The sequence below is a fragment of the Pseudomonas sp. NFX5 genome (assembly GCF_049132125.1).
Lineage (GTDB): Bacteria > Pseudomonadota > Gammaproteobacteria > Pseudomonadales > Pseudomonadaceae > Aquipseudomonas > Aquipseudomonas marginalis.
Genome location: NZ_JAFMZG010000009.1, coordinates 479780 through 495350, shown reverse-complemented (window position 1 = coordinate 495350; position 15571 = coordinate 479780). Strand labels below are relative to the sequence as shown.

General features: G+C 62.2%; 17 protein-coding genes. 14 read left to right on the top strand and 3 right to left on the bottom strand.

From position 1 onward, the window contains the following. The first annotated feature begins 95 nt into the window (after window positions 1–95). From J1N02_RS06275 to J1N02_RS06245, 7 genes are all read left to right on the top strand, one after another. Window positions 96–1064 carry a GTP 3',8-cyclase MoaA gene (locus J1N02_RS06275; protein ID WP_027607815.1) on the top strand — a complete coding sequence of 323 codons (969 nt, stop codon included), beginning with the start codon at window positions 96–98 and terminating at the stop codon, window positions 1062–1064. Between the two features lie 144 nt (window positions 1065–1208). Continuing rightward, entirely contained in the window at window positions 1209–1814 is a 606-nt protein-coding gene (locus tag J1N02_RS06270; protein WP_027607816.1) for a DUF4823 domain-containing protein, read from the top strand. 16 nt (window positions 1815–1830) lie between these two features. Next, window positions 1831–2391: a DUF1285 domain-containing protein gene (locus J1N02_RS06265; protein ID WP_065939054.1), complete on the top strand. Its 561-nt coding sequence runs from the start codon at window positions 1831–1833 to the stop codon at window positions 2389–2391. A gap of 70 nt (window positions 2392–2461) precedes the next feature. Further along, window positions 2462–3175 (top strand): GntR family transcriptional regulator, encoded by a 714-nt coding sequence (locus tag J1N02_RS06260; protein ID WP_051429403.1) that lies wholly within the window; start codon window positions 2462–2464, stop codon window positions 3173–3175. Then, window positions 3172–4173 carry an ADP-ribosylglycohydrolase family protein gene (locus tag J1N02_RS06255; RefSeq protein WP_146477392.1) on the top strand — a complete coding sequence of 334 codons (1002 nt, stop codon included), beginning with the start codon at window positions 3172–3174 and terminating at the stop codon, window positions 4171–4173. Before J1N02_RS06260 ends, J1N02_RS06255 begins: the two co-directional genes overlap by 4 nt. A gap of 59 nt (window positions 4174–4232) precedes the next feature. Further along, complete coding sequence (locus J1N02_RS06250) at window positions 4233–5699, top strand: purine-cytosine permease family protein (RefSeq protein WP_027607820.1); 1467 nt, start codon at window positions 4233–4235, stop codon at window positions 5697–5699. After that, complete coding sequence (locus tag J1N02_RS06245) at window positions 5692–6609, top strand: PfkB family carbohydrate kinase (RefSeq protein ID WP_027607821.1); 918 nt, start codon at window positions 5692–5694, stop codon at window positions 6607–6609. The genes J1N02_RS06250 and J1N02_RS06245 overlap by 8 nt, the downstream gene beginning before the upstream one ends. Window positions 6610–6671: 62 nt before the next feature. Here the strand turns inward: J1N02_RS06245 and J1N02_RS06240 are convergent, their stop codons facing one another. Next, on the bottom strand, window positions 6672–6938 hold the full coding sequence (locus J1N02_RS06240; RefSeq protein ID WP_027607822.1) for a hypothetical protein: 267 nt from the start codon (window positions 6936–6938) through the stop codon (window positions 6672–6674). 51 nt (window positions 6939–6989) lie between these two features. Further along, the gene (locus J1N02_RS06235; RefSeq protein WP_027607823.1) at window positions 6990–7322 is read right to left on the bottom strand and encodes a hypothetical protein; all 333 of its coding nucleotides are present in this window, start codon (window positions 7320–7322) and stop codon (window positions 6990–6992) included. A 198-nt stretch (window positions 7323–7520) separates the two neighbouring features. Here J1N02_RS06235 and J1N02_RS06230 point away from each other — a divergent pair, with 198 nt between their 5' ends. The 6 genes from J1N02_RS06230 (at window position 7521) to J1N02_RS06205 (ending at window position 13391) form a co-directional block, all read left to right on the top strand. Next, window positions 7521–8000 carry a GNAT family N-acetyltransferase gene (locus J1N02_RS06230; protein ID WP_027607824.1) on the top strand — a complete coding sequence of 160 codons (480 nt, stop codon included), beginning with the start codon at window positions 7521–7523 and terminating at the stop codon, window positions 7998–8000. Window positions 8001–8173: 173 nt separating this feature from the next. Then, window positions 8174–8995, top strand: a complete 822-nt coding sequence (locus tag J1N02_RS06225; protein ID WP_146477395.1) for an SDR family oxidoreductase — start codon at window positions 8174–8176, stop codon at window positions 8993–8995. Between the two features lie 37 nt (window positions 8996–9032). Next, window positions 9033–10019 (top strand): substrate-binding domain-containing protein, encoded by a 987-nt coding sequence (locus J1N02_RS06220; protein WP_065926341.1) that lies wholly within the window; start codon window positions 9033–9035, stop codon window positions 10017–10019. Next, window positions 10016–11515, top strand: coding sequence for an L-arabinose ABC transporter ATP-binding protein AraG (gene araG, locus J1N02_RS06215; RefSeq protein WP_421147233.1), 1500 nt, complete (start codon window positions 10016–10018; stop codon window positions 11513–11515). Before J1N02_RS06220 ends, araG begins: the two co-directional genes overlap by 4 nt. 19 nt (window positions 11516–11534) lie before the next feature. Then, window positions 11535–12500 (top strand): L-arabinose ABC transporter permease AraH, encoded by a 966-nt coding sequence (gene araH, locus J1N02_RS06210; RefSeq protein ID WP_065924819.1) that lies wholly within the window; start codon window positions 11535–11537, stop codon window positions 12498–12500. A gap of 87 nt (window positions 12501–12587) precedes the next feature. Next, on the top strand, window positions 12588–13391 hold the full coding sequence (locus tag J1N02_RS06205; protein WP_027603627.1) for an IclR family transcriptional regulator: 804 nt from the start codon (window positions 12588–12590) through the stop codon (window positions 13389–13391). Here the strand turns inward: J1N02_RS06205 and J1N02_RS06200 are convergent, their stop codons facing one another. Then, on the bottom strand, window positions 13392–14444 hold the full coding sequence (locus tag J1N02_RS06200; RefSeq protein ID WP_098478898.1) for an NAD(P)-dependent alcohol dehydrogenase: 1053 nt from the start codon (window positions 14442–14444) through the stop codon (window positions 13392–13394). A gap of 182 nt (window positions 14445–14626) precedes the next feature. Between J1N02_RS06200 and J1N02_RS06195 the strand changes: the two genes are divergently transcribed. Next, entirely contained in the window at window positions 14627–15520 is an 894-nt protein-coding gene (locus J1N02_RS06195) for an AraC family transcriptional regulator (protein WP_027603629.1), read from the top strand. The last annotated feature ends 51 nt before the right edge of the window (window positions 15521–15571 follow it).

Sequence of the window (15571 nt, the reverse complement as noted above, 5' to 3'; positions counted from 1 at the left end):
GTAACCCAGGAATATACTCAGGCAAGGATCTTGCTAAAAGCTGATTTATCAGTCGGCTTTTAGCGCGCCCGAATCATCCTCTGCCGGAGTGATCCATGATCGTTGATCGTCAAGGCAGGCGTTTTCGCAATTTGCGGATCAGCCTGACCTCAGCCTGCAACTACGCGTGTACCTACTGCGTGCCGAACGGCAAGCGGCTGGTGGCTGCCCAGGACGAACTCTCGGCCGAGGCCATGGCCCGTGGCGTGGCCTACCTGATCGAGGCGGCGGGCATCGACCGCTTGCGTATCACCGGCGGCGAACCGCTGGTCAGCCCCAAGCTGGAAGCCTTCATGGGCGCGGTGGGCGGCATGGGCCTCAGCGACATCAGCCTGACCACCAACGGCCAGTTGCTGGCGCGCAAACTGCCGCTGCTGGTGGATGCGGGGATTCGGCGCATCAATGTTTCCCTCGACACCCTGGATGCCGATGCCTTTCGCAGCATCGCCCGTGGCGGCGACCTGGCGACCGTGCTCGATGGCATGGACCAGGCGCGTGCCGCCGGGATCAAGATCAAGGTCAACATGGTGCCGTTGCGCGGCCAGAACCTCGACCAGGTGATGCCGCTGCTCGATTACTGCCTGGAGCGTGGCTACGAGCTGCGTTTTATCGAGTTGATGCGCATGGGCCACCTGGCCAAGGACTCCAATGCCTTCCTGCAGCAGTTCGTCAGCCTGCAACAACTGCTCGGCCTGATCGGCGAACACCATGAATACCTGCAAGCCAACGCTCCCGTGGACGCCACGGCGGTACGCTACGAGGTGCCGGGCAAAGGCTTCTTCGGCGTGATCGCCAACGAAAGCGTGCCGTTCTGCCGTACCTGTTCACGGCTGCGGTTGTCGTCGACCGGCTGGCTGCATGGCTGCCTGTCGTCGAGCAACCGTCACTATGTCGGCGATCTGTTGGACAAGCCTCGCCACCAGGCGTTGCCGGCCCTGCAAGGCCTGCTGATGAAGGCCTTGGGCGACAAGCAGGAAGTGGCCTTCTCCGGCGGTGCGACGGTCATGAAGATAATTGGCGGATAATGCTTTCCCAAGATTAAACATCAGCCAATGTGGGAGGGCGCAAGCCCCGTCCCACATTTAGTTCTGCGTTGTTTCCAAATGGCGCGGATTCTGCATCTCGTGCCCATTCGCCGGTTTTCCGTCACCGGCTTCTGGAGGATTAGGATGCGTAGTCTGGTTTTGTTGCTGGCGTCGTTGACGCTGAGTGGTTGCATGACCGTCAGCGATATGGCCGAAGGCACCCGTTATCAGATGAGCGACGCCGGGTTGCTGGACCACAGCGACACTCGTCGGACTGCCTCGGTGCGCATACAGCCGGATTCCTTTGTCTTTATCGCCCAGGGTGCGTTCGTACCCCCCGGCAGCGCCTACCCGCGGCCGAATGTGGTGGCGGAGGAAGCCTTCAACGGTTTCGTCGAGTACTTCCCCATGGTGCGTCGTGCTCGTCAGCCGGAAGGCCTGGAGCAGGCGATGGCCGAAGCCCGTGCGGCGGGTGCCCATTATCTGCTGTACTGCCGCTTCGCCAAGGCCGATGACCGTATCGGCAACGCCGACGAATGGGCTGATCAAGAGGCGCTGGACCGGCTTGGCCTGGACAACGGGGTAATCCAGATCATGTTGATCGAGACCAGCACCCAGTATTTGATTGATACTGCACGTATTCGCAGTCGTGGCGGTTTACTGACGTTCCACGACAACAAGCCAGAAGACCTGATTGCCCGCCCCTTGGCGCAGTACGCCCGAGGCCTGCTGGGAATGGGCGATCAGTAACACCAAGGAGAACACCATGACCGATTCCGCCAAGGCCAACGATCTGTTGGCTCAGTTGCCCAAGGGCAAGGGACCGGCGCCGGTGCATCTGTGGAACCCGGATTTCTGCGGCAACATCGACATGCGCATCGCCCGTGACGGCACCTGGTTCTACCAGGGCACGCCGATCGGGCGTAAGCCGATGGTCAAATTGTTCTCTACTATCATCCGCCGCGATGGCGATGATTACTTCCTGATCACCCCGGTGGAAAAAGTCGGTATCACCGTCGATGATGCGCCCTTTGTCGCGGTTACCCTCGACGTCGAAGGGCAGGGCGAAAGCCAGGTGCTGCGCTTCACCACCAACGTCGACGAACAGGTTGCAGCCGATATCGAGCATCCACTGCGGGTGGTGATCGACCCCGTCACCCAGGAACCGTCCCCCTATCTGCGGGTGCGTACCAACCTCGAAGCCCTGGTGCATCGCAATGTGTTCTACCAATTGGTGGAGTTGGCAGTGAGCCGCCCGATCAATGGTCAGAACTGGCTTGGTGTATGGAGCGGCGGCGAGTTTTTCCGTATTGGCCTGGAGCCGTGAGGCCGGTTTTTTCATCTCCCTGAAATAATTCCCTTGCTGCAAATGGCCGCTTTCGGTTATCAATTTGTACATGATTAGACATGTCCGATTTGATAAGAAAAAACGCGTCGTCGACGAGCTCATCCGCCGTATCGAGGGAGGGGTGATGGCCGACGGTTTCCTGTTGCCGGGCGAGCATCAACTGGCTGAAGAGTTTGCGGTCAGCCGGGGCACGCTGCGTGAAGCCCTCGCCGAACTCAAAAGGCGCAATTACATCGCGACCCAGAGCGGCGTGGGCTCCATCGTCACATTTGATGGCATGGCGCTGGATCAAACCAGCGGTTGGGCCCAGGCCCTGGCGGACACCGGGGCCCTGGTGACCACCGATATCCTGCGCCTGGAAGCGGTGACGCGCGCCGATCTGTTCAGTCGCTTCGGCACCGACCAATTTATCGCCCTCGACCGCCGTCGCCGCACGACTGATGGCACGGCCGTTTCCCTTGAGCGCTCGCTGATGCCCGCGTCCGGTGGCCTGGAAAGCCTGCCGCGCGTTGGGCTGATCGACAATTCCCTGACCATCACCCTGGCAGCCTACGGTTACGTCGGTGCCGAAGGTGACCAGTGGATCGGCGCCGAGCCCCTCAGTGATGAAGACGCCGAGCTGCTTGGCCGCCCGGTGGGGACGGTGTTCCTCAAGGCCTCCCGCACCACCTACGATCGCCGCGAGCGCTTCATGGAGTACGTCGAAAGCCTGCTCGACCCTCTGCACTTTCGCCTGCACCTGCAGTTTGGATCTTCGAAATGACCCCCAATACCCGCGCCCTCGGCGCTTTCTACGGCCTGGCGTTGGGCGATGCGCTGGGCATGCCCACCCAATCCCTGAGCCGTGAGCAAGTGCAACAGCGCTTCGGTGCCATTACCGGCCTGGAAGATGCCGACGCCGACCAACCCATCGCGCCCAATATGCCGGCGGGCTCCATCACCGATGACACCGAGCAAGCGATCCTGGTGGGTGAACTGCTGGTCGAGGGCCAAGGCAAGATCGACCCCGCCGTGCTCGCCCGGCGCCTGATCGATTGGGAAGCGGTGATGCGCGCCAAAGGTTCCCAGGATCTGCTCGGCCCGTCGACCAAGCGTGCAATCGACATGATCCTCAACGGCCATACCCCGGAAGAATCCGGGCGCTACGGCACCACCAATGGCGCCGCCATGCGCATCACGCCCGTGGGGATCGCCGCCGATGTCAGCGACCCGGCGCGATTTATCCAGGCGGTGATCCAGGCCTGCCAGGTCACCCACAACACCACCCTGGGCATCTCCAGCGCCGCGGCAGTGGCGGCGGTGGTGTCCGCAGGCATCAACGGTGTGGACTTGGGTGAGGCCTTGAATATCGGCACCCAGGTGGCTCAACAGGCGGAAGGCCATGGCCATTGGATTGCCGGCGGGCGCATCTCCACCCGTATCAGTTGGGCGCGCACCCTGAGCGTCGGCAGCGGCGACACAGCCCTGTTCGCCGACCTGCTGTATGAATTGATCGGCACCTCCGTCGCCTCCCAGGAGTCGGTGGTGGTGTCGTTTGCCCTCGCCCAGCAAGTGGCGGTGGGGGCCATGAACGCGTTCGAAGCCCTGTGCCTGGCTGCCAGCCTGGGCGGCGATACCGACACGATTGCCGCGATGCTCGGCGCGATGCTCGGTGCCTGCCTCGGCCTGCAGTGCTGGCCCGAATCGATGATCGAACAGGTCAAGCAGGTCAACGGCCTCGATCTGCAGCCGCTGGTTCAAGGCTTGCTCGCATTGCGTTGAGTCAGGAAGACCGCGTATCCGCCACAACCACAACAATACAGGCACCAGGAGCACCACTCATGAGCAGCACTTCTTCCGGCCAAAGCGCCGGGCAATTGGAAACCCGCGGTATCGAACCGGTCCCTGAGGGCGAGTGCAACGGCCATCCACTGCAACTGTTCTGGGTGTGGTTCGCCGCCAATATCAGCATCCTCGGCCTGCCCCTCGGCGCCACCCTCGTGGCGTTTCGCGGCCTGGCCATCTGGCAGGCGATCATCGTCGCGATCCTCGGCGCCGCGGGCTCGTTCGCCGTGGTGGGCATCATCTCCATCGCCGGCCGTCGCGGCCGTGCCCCCAGCCTGACCTTGTCCCGCGCCATCTTCGGCGTGCGCGGCAATATCGGCCCGACGCTGGTGTCGTTGATGTCGCGCCTGGGCTGGGAAACCGTCAACACCACCACGGCGGCCTTCGTGTTGCTGTCGTTGTGTTCGATTCTGTTCGGCTCTGCGGTGGAAGCGAAAAGCGCACCGGTCCTCACCCTGATCTTCATCGGCATTTTCGTGTTGCTGACCTTGGCCGTTTCGGGCCTCGGCCACGCCACCTTGCTGGTGATCCAGAAGTGGGCCACCTACGTGTTCGGCGCGTTGAATATCCTGGTGGGCGGTTTCCTCTGCGCCACCATCGACTGGAGCGCGGTGTTCCACACCACCCCGGCTCCCCTGAGCGCGATGATCATCGGCGTCGGTACCATGGCCGCCGGTACCGGTATCGGCTGGGCCAACGCCGGTGCCGATATGTCGCGCTACCAGCACCGCAGCGTCACCGCCGTGCGCCTGGTGGCGTCGGCGGCGTTTGGTGCGGGCATTCCGCTGGTGTTGCTGATTACCCTCGGCGGCCTGCTGTCGGTCGGCAACAACGACCTGGCCGCGGCCACTGACCCGATCATCGCGATCCGCGACATGCTGCCCACCTGGATGGCGGTGCCGTACCTGATCACTGCGTTTGGCGGGCTGCTGCTGTCGAACAACCTGTCGGTGTATTCGGCCGGCCTGACCACCTTGACCCTTGGCCTGAAGGTCAAGCGCGTGCATGCGGTGATCGTCGACATCGTGGCGATCTTCGCCGGCTCCATCTACTTCATGCTGATCGCCGACAGTTTCTACGGCCCGTTCATCACCTTCATCTCGTTGCTGGCGGTGCCGATCACCGCGTGGGTGGGGATCTTCGTGGTCGACCTGATCCATCGTCACTACTACAGCCCCAAGGACCTGCTGGACGTGAGCCCGAGCAGCGCCTACTGGTATCGCGGCGGTGTGGAATGGCGCGCCTTCGGCGCCTGGGCCGTGGCCATCGTGCTGGGTTTCAGCTTCACCACCATCGGCACCACTGCCGAGAACATCTGGTTCGCCGGGCCGTTGTCCGACTCCTGGCTGGGCCACAATGGCCTGGGCTGGATCGTCACTTTCCTGGTTGCCGGTGGGATTTATGCGGTACTGGGCGGCGCGACTGACCGTCGTCCGGCGTTGGTAGAGAGTGCTAATGTCTAGATTGCTGCACACCGGCCAGGTCATCGTCGACCTGGTCATGGCCCTCGACACCTTGCCCGCGACCGGCGGCGACGTGCTGGCCAAGTCCGCCCGCTTCGAAGCCGGCGGGGGCTTCAATGTGATGGCGGCGGCGCGGCGCAATGGCTTGCCGGTGGTCTATCTGGGCCGTCACGGCACTGGTCGCTTCGGCGACCTGGCCCGCGCGGCGATGCAGGCCGAGGGCATTGAAATGGCCCTGGCAGCCAGCAGCGCAAAGGACACTGGCTTGTGTGTGTCCTTGACCGAAGCCACCACCGAGCGCACGTTCATTTCCCATATCGGCGTCGAGGGTGAACTCAGCCAGGAGGATTTGACCACCGTCGCAGCGCGTGTCGACGACTACGTCTATGTCAGTGGCTACAGCCTGCTCCTGGAAGGCAAGGCCCAGGCGCTGATCGACTGGCTGCTGGCACTGCCCCGGGAAGTCGTGGTGGTGTTCGATCCGGGGCCGCTGGTCAAAGCGCCGGATTCGGCCTTGATGGGTGCGCTGTTGCCACGTATCGATATCTGGACCAGCAATGGTCCTGAAGCCTTGGCGTTTACCGGCGCGGCGGACATCGCTGCCGCGTTGCCGGCGCTCAGCCAGCACCTGCGCGCCGAGACGCTATTGGTGGTGCGTGACGGACCGAATGGCTGCTGGGTGGGGCGTGCGGGTCAGATCGAGCATGTGCCCGGCTTCAAGGTACAGGCGGTCGACAGCAATGGCGCGGGGGATGCGCATGCGGGGGTGTTTATTGCGGGTTTGGCGGATGGTTTGAAACCTGCTGAGGCGGCGCGGCGGGCGAATGCAGCGGCGGCCCTGGCGGTGACGCGTTGGGGGCCGGCAACTTCCCCGGGCACCGCCGAAGTCGACGCATTACTTACGGACTGAAGATAGGCCCAAGCATGTGAGAGGAAGGTTTACTCCCTCCCACATTGGGTTTTGCATGAGGGCTACTGGCGCGTTTCACCTTCGAGCTTGCGCGCTTCATCCACACCTGACGCCGTCAACTTGATCGGCAGATTCAGCGAGTATTCACCGGCGTCGTCGGTGGTCACATGCCCATCCTTGATCAACCCGCGGTCCTGCAGAAATGCCAACGCACTGGCGACCACTTTCTCTCCGCGGTAGTTATCCAGCACCTCCTTGCCCAGCCCCTGGGGATGAGCGTGCAGCAGGCGGGTGAGGACTTCTTTTTCAAGGTCTTTATCGACGTTCATGCGTACCTCTTCATTGGGGAATGATCGGGTGTTGCGATTGTGTGTGAAGCGTTAAGGCGCAGGCTGTTTCGGCGCGCCCGGCAGGTTCGAGTCATCGCCTTTATTGATCTTCGGCTCATTCACCGAAGGACCCATTTTGCCGTTGCCGACGGCAGCGGGAGCCTGGCGTTGGGTATCGTGGCCCTGGGTATGCGGGTCGGCACCATTGGTGTTATCGATGACCGCGCCGCCGTTGGTGTCCAGGCCGGTGCCCATGGATTTCTGCGATTCCGTGGTGGCGTCCGGGTTGGTAGGACCGGTGGACGACGTGGCAGCGAAACCACTCAGCGAAACCGAAGACAACAGGCCGGCAAATGCGAGGGCGGCAAACTTGGAATGCTTCATGAGGGTGTCTCCATATGATTGATGTCCTTACCCTCTATTGGTCAGTTGTGCCTTGATGATCGTGCCTGGGTGGCGACGAACGGTGCCGTGGCACCTGTAAGATTTTGTGTGTCGGCTGCCGGGTTCCCCATAAATTGCACTGCAATCAGTCATCAAAGCGCCTTAGTATGTGTGCTTTGAAATTGCCAAGGCTCGCCCATGACCATCGAGATTCGCCCCGCCGTGCCCAGCGATGCTGCGCAGATCCTGACTTTCATCACCGAACTCGCCGAGTACGAGAAAGCCCGGCATGAAGTGATCGCCAGCGTGGTGGACATCCAGCGCAGCCTGTTCAGCGAGGGCGCCACGGCCCATGGCCTGATCTGCTCGCGGGATGGTTTGCCGATTGGGTTTGCGGTGTTCTTTTTCAGCTATTCCACGTGGCTGGGCAGCAACTGCCTGTACCTGGAAGACCTGTACATCAACCCGGAACAGCGTGGCGGCGGGGCGGGCAAGAAGCTGTTGCGTCATTTGGCGAAGATTGCCTTTGATAACGGTTGCGCGCGCTTCGAGTGGAGCGTGCTGGACTGGAACGAGCCGGCGATTGCCTTTTACAAATCCATCGGTGCCCAGCCGCAGGAGGAGTGGGTGCGTTATCGCATGGAAGGTGATGCGCTGCGGGACTTCGCCCTCGGCTGAAGCCACCGTTTTGAAAGCACTGTAGATCAAATGTGGGAGGCGGCTTGCTCCCACATTATTTTTTGATTTTGCTCACTATATGGGATGCAAATTTATATATTGAGATATTTCAAATGATGGGTTTATAGTCGTCTGCATCAGCACTCACTGCCAAAAATAAAACAGGTGACGCGATGCAGGCCCAACCGTTGTCATTACCCGCCGTGCCCGAGCCAACCTACGGCGAGCGCCTGAAGAACAAGGTGGTGATCATCACCGGCGCCGCCCAGGGCATTGGTGAGGCGATCGTCGCGTGTTTCCAGGCCCAGCAGGCGCGCCTGGTGATCGCGGATATACAGGGCGACAAGGTCGAGAAAGTCGCCGCCCACTGGCGCGAACGCGGCGCCGAGATCTACGCCCAACCCGTCGATATCACCTGCAAAGCGCAATGGCTGGCGTTGGTCAATGTGGCCATTGAGCGCTTCGGCCGGGTGGATGTGCTGGTCAACTGCGCCGGGGTCAACGTGTTCCGCGACCCGCTGGAGATGAGCGACGAAGACTGGCGCCGTTGCTTCGCCATCGACCTCGACGGCGCCTGGTACGGCTGCCGCACGGTGTTGCCGCACATGCTCGAGCAGGGCATCGGCAACATCATCAATATCGCCTCCACCCATTCCAGCCACATCATTCCCGGCTGTTTCCCTTATCCCGTGGCCAAGCATGGCCTGCTCGGGCTCACCCGCGCCCTGGGTATCGAATACGCGCCCAAGGGCATCCGCGTGAATGCCATCGCCCCGGGTTATATCGAGACCCAGCTCAACGTCGATTACTGGAACGGTTTCCCCGACCCCCACGCCGAGCGCCAGCGCGCGTTCGACCTGCACCCGCCCAAGCGCATCGGCCAGCCCGTCGAGGTGGCGATGACGGCGCTGTTCCTGGCCACCGACGAGGCGCCCTTTATCAATGCCACCTGCCTGATGATCGATGGCGGGCGGTCGGTGATGTACCACGACTAGAACTTGCCACTCCCAATAACAACAAGAGGTGCCGTTCATGAAAAAAGCAATACGCGTACTGGCAGCTGCCGCCGTGCTCAGCGGCCTCAGTACTTTCGCATTTGCCGAGGAAGTGAAGATCGGTTTCCTGGTCAAGCAGGCCGAGGAACCGTGGTTCCAGACCGAATGGGCCTTTGCCGAAAAAGCCGGCAAGGAACATGGCTTTACCGTGATCAAGATCGCCGTGCCCGATGGCGAGAAAACCCTCTCGGCCATCGACAGCCTGGCCGCCAACGGCGCCAAGGGCTTTGTGATCTGCCCGCCGGACGTGTCCCTGGGCCCGGCCATCGTCGCCAAGGCCAAGGCCAACGGCTTGAAAGTGATTGCCGTGGATGACCGTTTTGTCGACGCCAAGGGCAACTTCATGGAGGACGTGCCGTACCTGGGGATGGCAGCGTTTGAAGTGGGCCAGAAACAGGGCGCGGCCATGGCCGCCGAAGCAAAAAAACGCGGTTGGGACTGGAAGGACACCTACGCGGTGATCAACACCTTCAATGAACTCGACACCGGCAAGAAACGCACCGATGGCTCGATCAAATCCCTCGAAGAAGCCGGCATCCCTAAAGACCACATCCTCACCGCCGCACTGAAAACCCTCGACGTTCCCGGCAGTATGGACGCCACCAACTCGGCCCTGGTCAAGCTGCCTAGCGGTGCGAAAAACCTGATCATCGGCGGCATGAACGACAACACCGTGCTCGGCGGCGTGCGCGCTACTGAAAGCGCCGGTTTCGCTGCGGCCAATGTGATCGGTATCGGCATCAATGGCACCGACGCCATCGGCGAATTGAAGAAGGCCAACAGCGGCTTCTTCGGCTCCATGCTGCCAAGCCCGCACATCGAGGGCTACAACACTGCGCTGATGATGTACGAGTGGGTCACCAAGGGCACCGAGCCGCCTAAATACACGGCCATGGATGAAGTGACCCTGATCACCCGCGCCAACTTCCAGGAAGAACTGACCAAGATCGGGCTGTGGAAATGACGGCGGCGGCCCTGCGTTTCGACGCTATCGGCAAGACCTTTCCCGGGGTCAAGGCGCTGGACGGCATCAGTTTCACCGCCCACCCGGGGCAGGTGCACGCCCTGATGGGCGAGAACGGTGCGGGCAAGTCGACGCTGCTGAAGATCCTCGGCGGCGCTTATATTCCCAGCAGCGGCACGGTGCAGATCGGCGCGCAGACCATGGCGTTCAAATGCGCCGCCGACAGCATCGCCAGCGGCGTCGCGGTGATTCACCAGGAGCTGCACCTGGTGCCGGAAATGACCGTCGCCGAAAACCTGTTCCTCGGGCATTTGCCCTCGCGCTTCGGCGTGGTCAACCGGGGCCTGCTGCGCAAGCAGGCCCTGGCCTGTCTCAAGGGCCTGGCGGATGAAATCGACCCCGAGGAAAAACTCGGGCGCCTGTCCCTGGGCCAGCGCCAACTGGTGGAAATCGCCAAGGCGCTGTCCCGTGGCGCCCATGTGATCGCCTTCGACGAACCGACCAGCAGCCTGTCGGCGCGGGAGATCGACCGCTTGATGGCGATCATCGCGCGCCTGCGGGACGAGGGCAAAGTGGTGCTCTACGTCTCGCACCGCATGGAAGAAGTGTTCCGCATCTGCAACGCGGTGACGGTGTTCAAGGACGGCCGCTACGTGCGCACCTTCGATGACATGAGCGCGCTGACCCACGACCAGTTGGTGACCTGCATGGTCGGTCGCGACATCCAGGACATCTACGACTACCGCCCGCGCGAGCACGGCGAGGTGGCGCTCAAGGTCGACGGTTTGTTGGGCCCGGGTTTGCGTGAGCCGGTCAGTTTTGAGGTGCGCAAGGGCGAGATTCTCGGCCTGTTCGGCTTGGTCGGGGCAGGGCGCACGGAGCTGTTCCGTTTGCTCAGCGGCTTGGAGCGCGCCAGCGCCGGCAGCCTTGAGTTATGCGGGGAGGCCCTGCAACTGCGCTCACCCCGCGACGCCATCGCCGCCGGTGTGCTGCTGTGCCCGGAAGACCGCAAGAAGGAAGGCATCATTCCGCTGTCCAGCGTCGCCGAGAACATCAATATCAGCGCCCGTGGCGCCCACTCTTCGTTTGGCTGGTTGCTGCGCGACGGTTGGGAAAAGGGCAATGCCGACCAGCAGATCAAGGCAATGAAGGTCAAAACCCCGACCGCCGCGCAAAAGATCATGTACCTGTCCGGCGGCAACCAGCAGAAAGCCATTCTCGGCCGCTGGCTGTCGATGCCGATGAAGGTGCTGCTGCTCGACGAACCGACGCGCGGCATCGACATCGGCGCCAAGTCGGAGATCTACCAGATCATTCATAACCTCGCGGCCAAGGGTATTGCAGTCATTGTGGTGTCCAGCGACCTGATGGAAGTGATGGGCATCTCCGATCGCATCCTGGTGATGAGCGAAGGCGCGCTGACCGGCGAACTGAGCCGCGATCAAGCGGATGAAGCACGCCTGCTGCAACTGGCACTCCCGCGTTCGCGGGCTTGAAGAATAAGAGGGTGTAGGCATGTCTCAGGTAAAAACTGCAAAGGGCTTCTGGCCGGGTTTCAACCAGCGCAAGTTTCTCGATGACTGGGTGATGCTGTTGGCGGCATTGGGCATCTTTGTACTCAGCGCGCTGTTTATCGACAACTTCCTCTCGCCGCTGAACATGCGTGGCCTGGGCCTGGCGATTTCCACCGTGGGCATTGCCGCCTGCACCATGCTGTTCTGCCTGGCGTCGGGGCACTTCGACCTGTCGGTGGGCTCGGTGATTGCCTGCGCCGGGGTGGTGGCGGGGATCGTGATTCGCGACACCGACAGCGTGGCGCTCGGTGTGTCCGCTGCATTGGCCATGGGCCTGGTGGTGGGGCTGATCAACGGCATTGTCATCGCCAAGCTGCGTATCAATGCGTTGATCGCGACGTTGGCGACCATGCAGATCGTGCGCGGCCTGGCCTACATCTTCTCCAACGGCAAGGCGGTGGGGGTGATGAACGAGGATTTCTTTGTGTTCGGCAACGGCCAACTGCTGGGCGTGCCGGTGCCGATCATCATCACCGTGCTGTGCTTTGTGTTTTTTGGCTGGCTGTTGAACTACACCACCTATGGGCGCAACACCATGGCCATCGGCGGCAACCAGGAGGCCGCGTTGCTCGCCGGGGTGAACGTTGATCGCACCAAGATCATCATCTTTGCCGTGCACGGTCTGATCGGCGCCTTGGCCGGGGTGATCCTTGCTTCGCGCATGACCTCGGGCCAGCCGATGATCGGCCAAGGGTTCGAGCTGACGGTGATTTCCGCCTGCGTGCTGGGCGGGGTGTCGTTGAGCGGCGGCATCGGCATGATCCGCCATGTGATTGCCGGGGTGCTGATCCTGGCGATCATCGAGAACGCGATGAACCTGAAGAATATCGACACCTTCTACCAGTACGTGATTCGTGGTTCGATCCTGTTGCTGGCGGTCATCATCGACCGCATGAAGCAGCGCTAGACCGAACACCTCCCACCTTTGGATCGCCACTGTATTGAGGGACGGTATTTGCCATAATGCCCCCGCTTTCATACCTATAGGCCCGATATGCAGGAAAACGCCCACACCCCCGTCAAAGACGCAGCCCCCACCGGCACCCAGACCCTGCTGCGTGGCCTGGGCGTCGTGCAGGCGGTGGCGGCCGGAGCGCGGGATCTGAAAGAGATCGCCAGGCGCATCGGCACCACCCGCAGCACCACCCACCGCCTGGCCAGTTGCCTGGTGGAAGAGCGTTACCTGCGCGTGGTGCCGCAAGTCGGCTACCTGTTGGGGCCGAAGTTGATCGAGCTGGGGTTTCAGGCCCGCGAAGAGCTGCCGCTGGTGACCCTGGCGGTGCCGTACCTGGATGAGCTGTCGGCATTGACCGGCGACACCATCCACCTGGCCATTCGCGAATACGACGATGTGCTTTACCTGCACAAGAACCCTGGCCGCAACGGTCCGGAAATGCGCTCGCGGGTCGGCCATCGCATGCCGTTGGCGCGCACGGGCGTGGGCAAGGCGATGCTGCTGGATGACTCGGTGCAAGAGTGGCAGCGCTTGTACGAGACCAGCCTGCCGGCGGGTGGGAAAAACCTGCAATGGCCGCAGCATCCAGAACAGTCCTGGGCGCAGTTCGAGCAGCGCATGCGTGAGTATGTGGTGGGCGGGTATGCCTTCGACCTGGAAGACAACGAACCGTCGATCCGTTGCGTGGCGGCACCGGTGCGCGATGCCAGCCGGCGAATCGTCGCCGGCATCAGCATCGCCAGTACCGTGCCCTACATGCCGCTGGAGAAAATGGCCGAGCTGATCCCTGTGATCAAGCAGGTCGCAGCACGGCTGTCAGCGGAGTTGGGTGCGAAGGCCTGATCAGGCCTTCAAAGTCGCCATGTCGATGACAAAGCGGTACTTCACATCACCGGCGATCATGCGGGTGTAGGCCTCGTTGATCTGGCGGATGTCGAGCATTTCGATGTCGCAGGTGATGCCATGCTCGGCGCAGAAATCCAGGACTTCCTGGGTTTCGGCAATGCCACCGATCAGCGAACCGGCCAGCACTTTACGCCCCAATACCAGTTTGGCGGCGTTGACCGGTGGGTCCACGGGCTCGATCAGGCCAACCAGGATGTGCACGCCATCAAAGCGTAATACGTCGAGGTAGGGGTTCAGGTCGTGCTGCACCGGGATGGTGTCGAGCAGGAAGTCAAAGCTGCCGGCGGCGGCTTGCATCTGTTCGGCATCGGTGGACACGATCACATGGTCGGCACCCTGGCGACGACCTTCTTCAGCCTTGCTCGCCGAGCGGGTGAACAGTGTCACTTCCGCGCCCATGGCCTTGGCGAACTTGATGCCCATGTGGCCCAGGCCACCCATGCCGAGAACCCCGACCTTGTCGCCAGCCTTGACGCCGTAGTGCTTGAGCGGCGAATAGGTGGTGATGCCTGCGCACAGGATCGGCGCGGCGCTGGCCAGGTCGAGCTTGGCCGGGATCTTCACCACGAAGTGCTCGCTGACCACGATGCTGTCGGAGTAACCGCCCATGGTGTTGCTGCCGTCGACGCGGTCCGGTGTGGCGTAGGTCATGGTCGGGCCTTCGAGGCAATATTGCTCCAGGTCCGATTTGCACGCTTCGCAGTGGCGGCACGAATCGACCATGCAGCCGACACCGACCAGGTCACCGACTTTATGCGCGGTCACGCGGGCGCCGACGGCGGTGACCTTGCCGACGATCTCGTGGCCCGGCATCAGCGGGTACACGGCGATGCCCCATTCGTTGCGCGCCTGGTGGATGTCGGAATGGCACACGCCGCAGTAGAGAATCTCGATGGCCACGTCATCGGCGCGCGGGCTGCGGCGTTCAAACGACATGGGGGCGAGGGGAGTGGTGGCCGACTGGGCGGCGTAACCGATGGCGGTATACATGGCGAAAACCTCGCAAAAGCAGGGACAGATGAGGCGGGCCATTTTCCGCGTCACCCCCTGATGCGGCCATGGCGATTGCTCCGAGTCTCATGCCTATTCGTCCGGGAGTGCCCCCTGTTTGGATTCATCTGCGGCCAGACCTGCGATGATGCTCTCATCCCTTATTCGCGAAGTTTTTTGCCATGCTGTTGACCCGCCATGTTGATGCTAACGCCACGCTGGTTGCCCTGATCGAGGGGCTGACGTCCCGCGACGGTTTCTCCCCGACCCACCTGCCGGGTGTGCAAGTACTGCGCGCCAGTTGCGACGTGGCACGCGGTCCGCAGATCTACGAGCCGAGCCTGATGTTCGTCGCCCAAGGCAGCAAGGTCGCCTACCTGGGCCCGCGTACGCTGGAGTATGGCGCCGGGCACTACTTGATCCAGGCGATGCCGGTGCCGTTCGAGTGCGAGACATTCGCCATGGCGCCCGGTGCGCCGCTGCTGGGGGTGACCGTGGGCATCGACCGCGTGGTGCTGGGTGAGTTGGTGATGGCCATGGGCATGCAGGCCGGTCCGCCGCCGACCGCGCAAACCCTGGAGTCGATGAGTTCGGTGGTCCTGGATGACGCCATGCGCGGCTGCGTGGAGCGGCTGCTGCAGTGCCTGCACGATCCACTGGAAAGCCGGATCATGGGCCCGGCGCGGGTGCGGGAATTATTGTTCACCGCCTTGCGCGGCCCCCAGGCCGATGTGCTGCGCGCCTTGGTGGAACAGCAGGGGCAGTTTTCGCGGATCGCCACGTCGTTGAATCACCTGCATGCCCATTACGCCGAGCCGCTGAATATCGAGACGTTGGCGGGGTACGCGCATATGAGTGCGTCGACGTTTCACGAGCATTTCAAGCGTTGCACGCTGCTGTCGCCGGTGCAGTACTTGAAGCGTTTGCGCTTGCTCAAGGCTCAGCAGTTGCTGCTGGTGGAGGGCATGGGCGTGGCGCAGGCGGCGCATAGCGTGGGGTACCAGAGTACGTCGCAGTTCAGTCGCGAGTACAAGCGCTACTTCGAGCGCAACCCTGGCGAAGAGCGGGCTGCCTAGTCATTTCAGGCAAGCCCCCTCCCACAGTTGTCCGAGTTTGACTGCATAAAA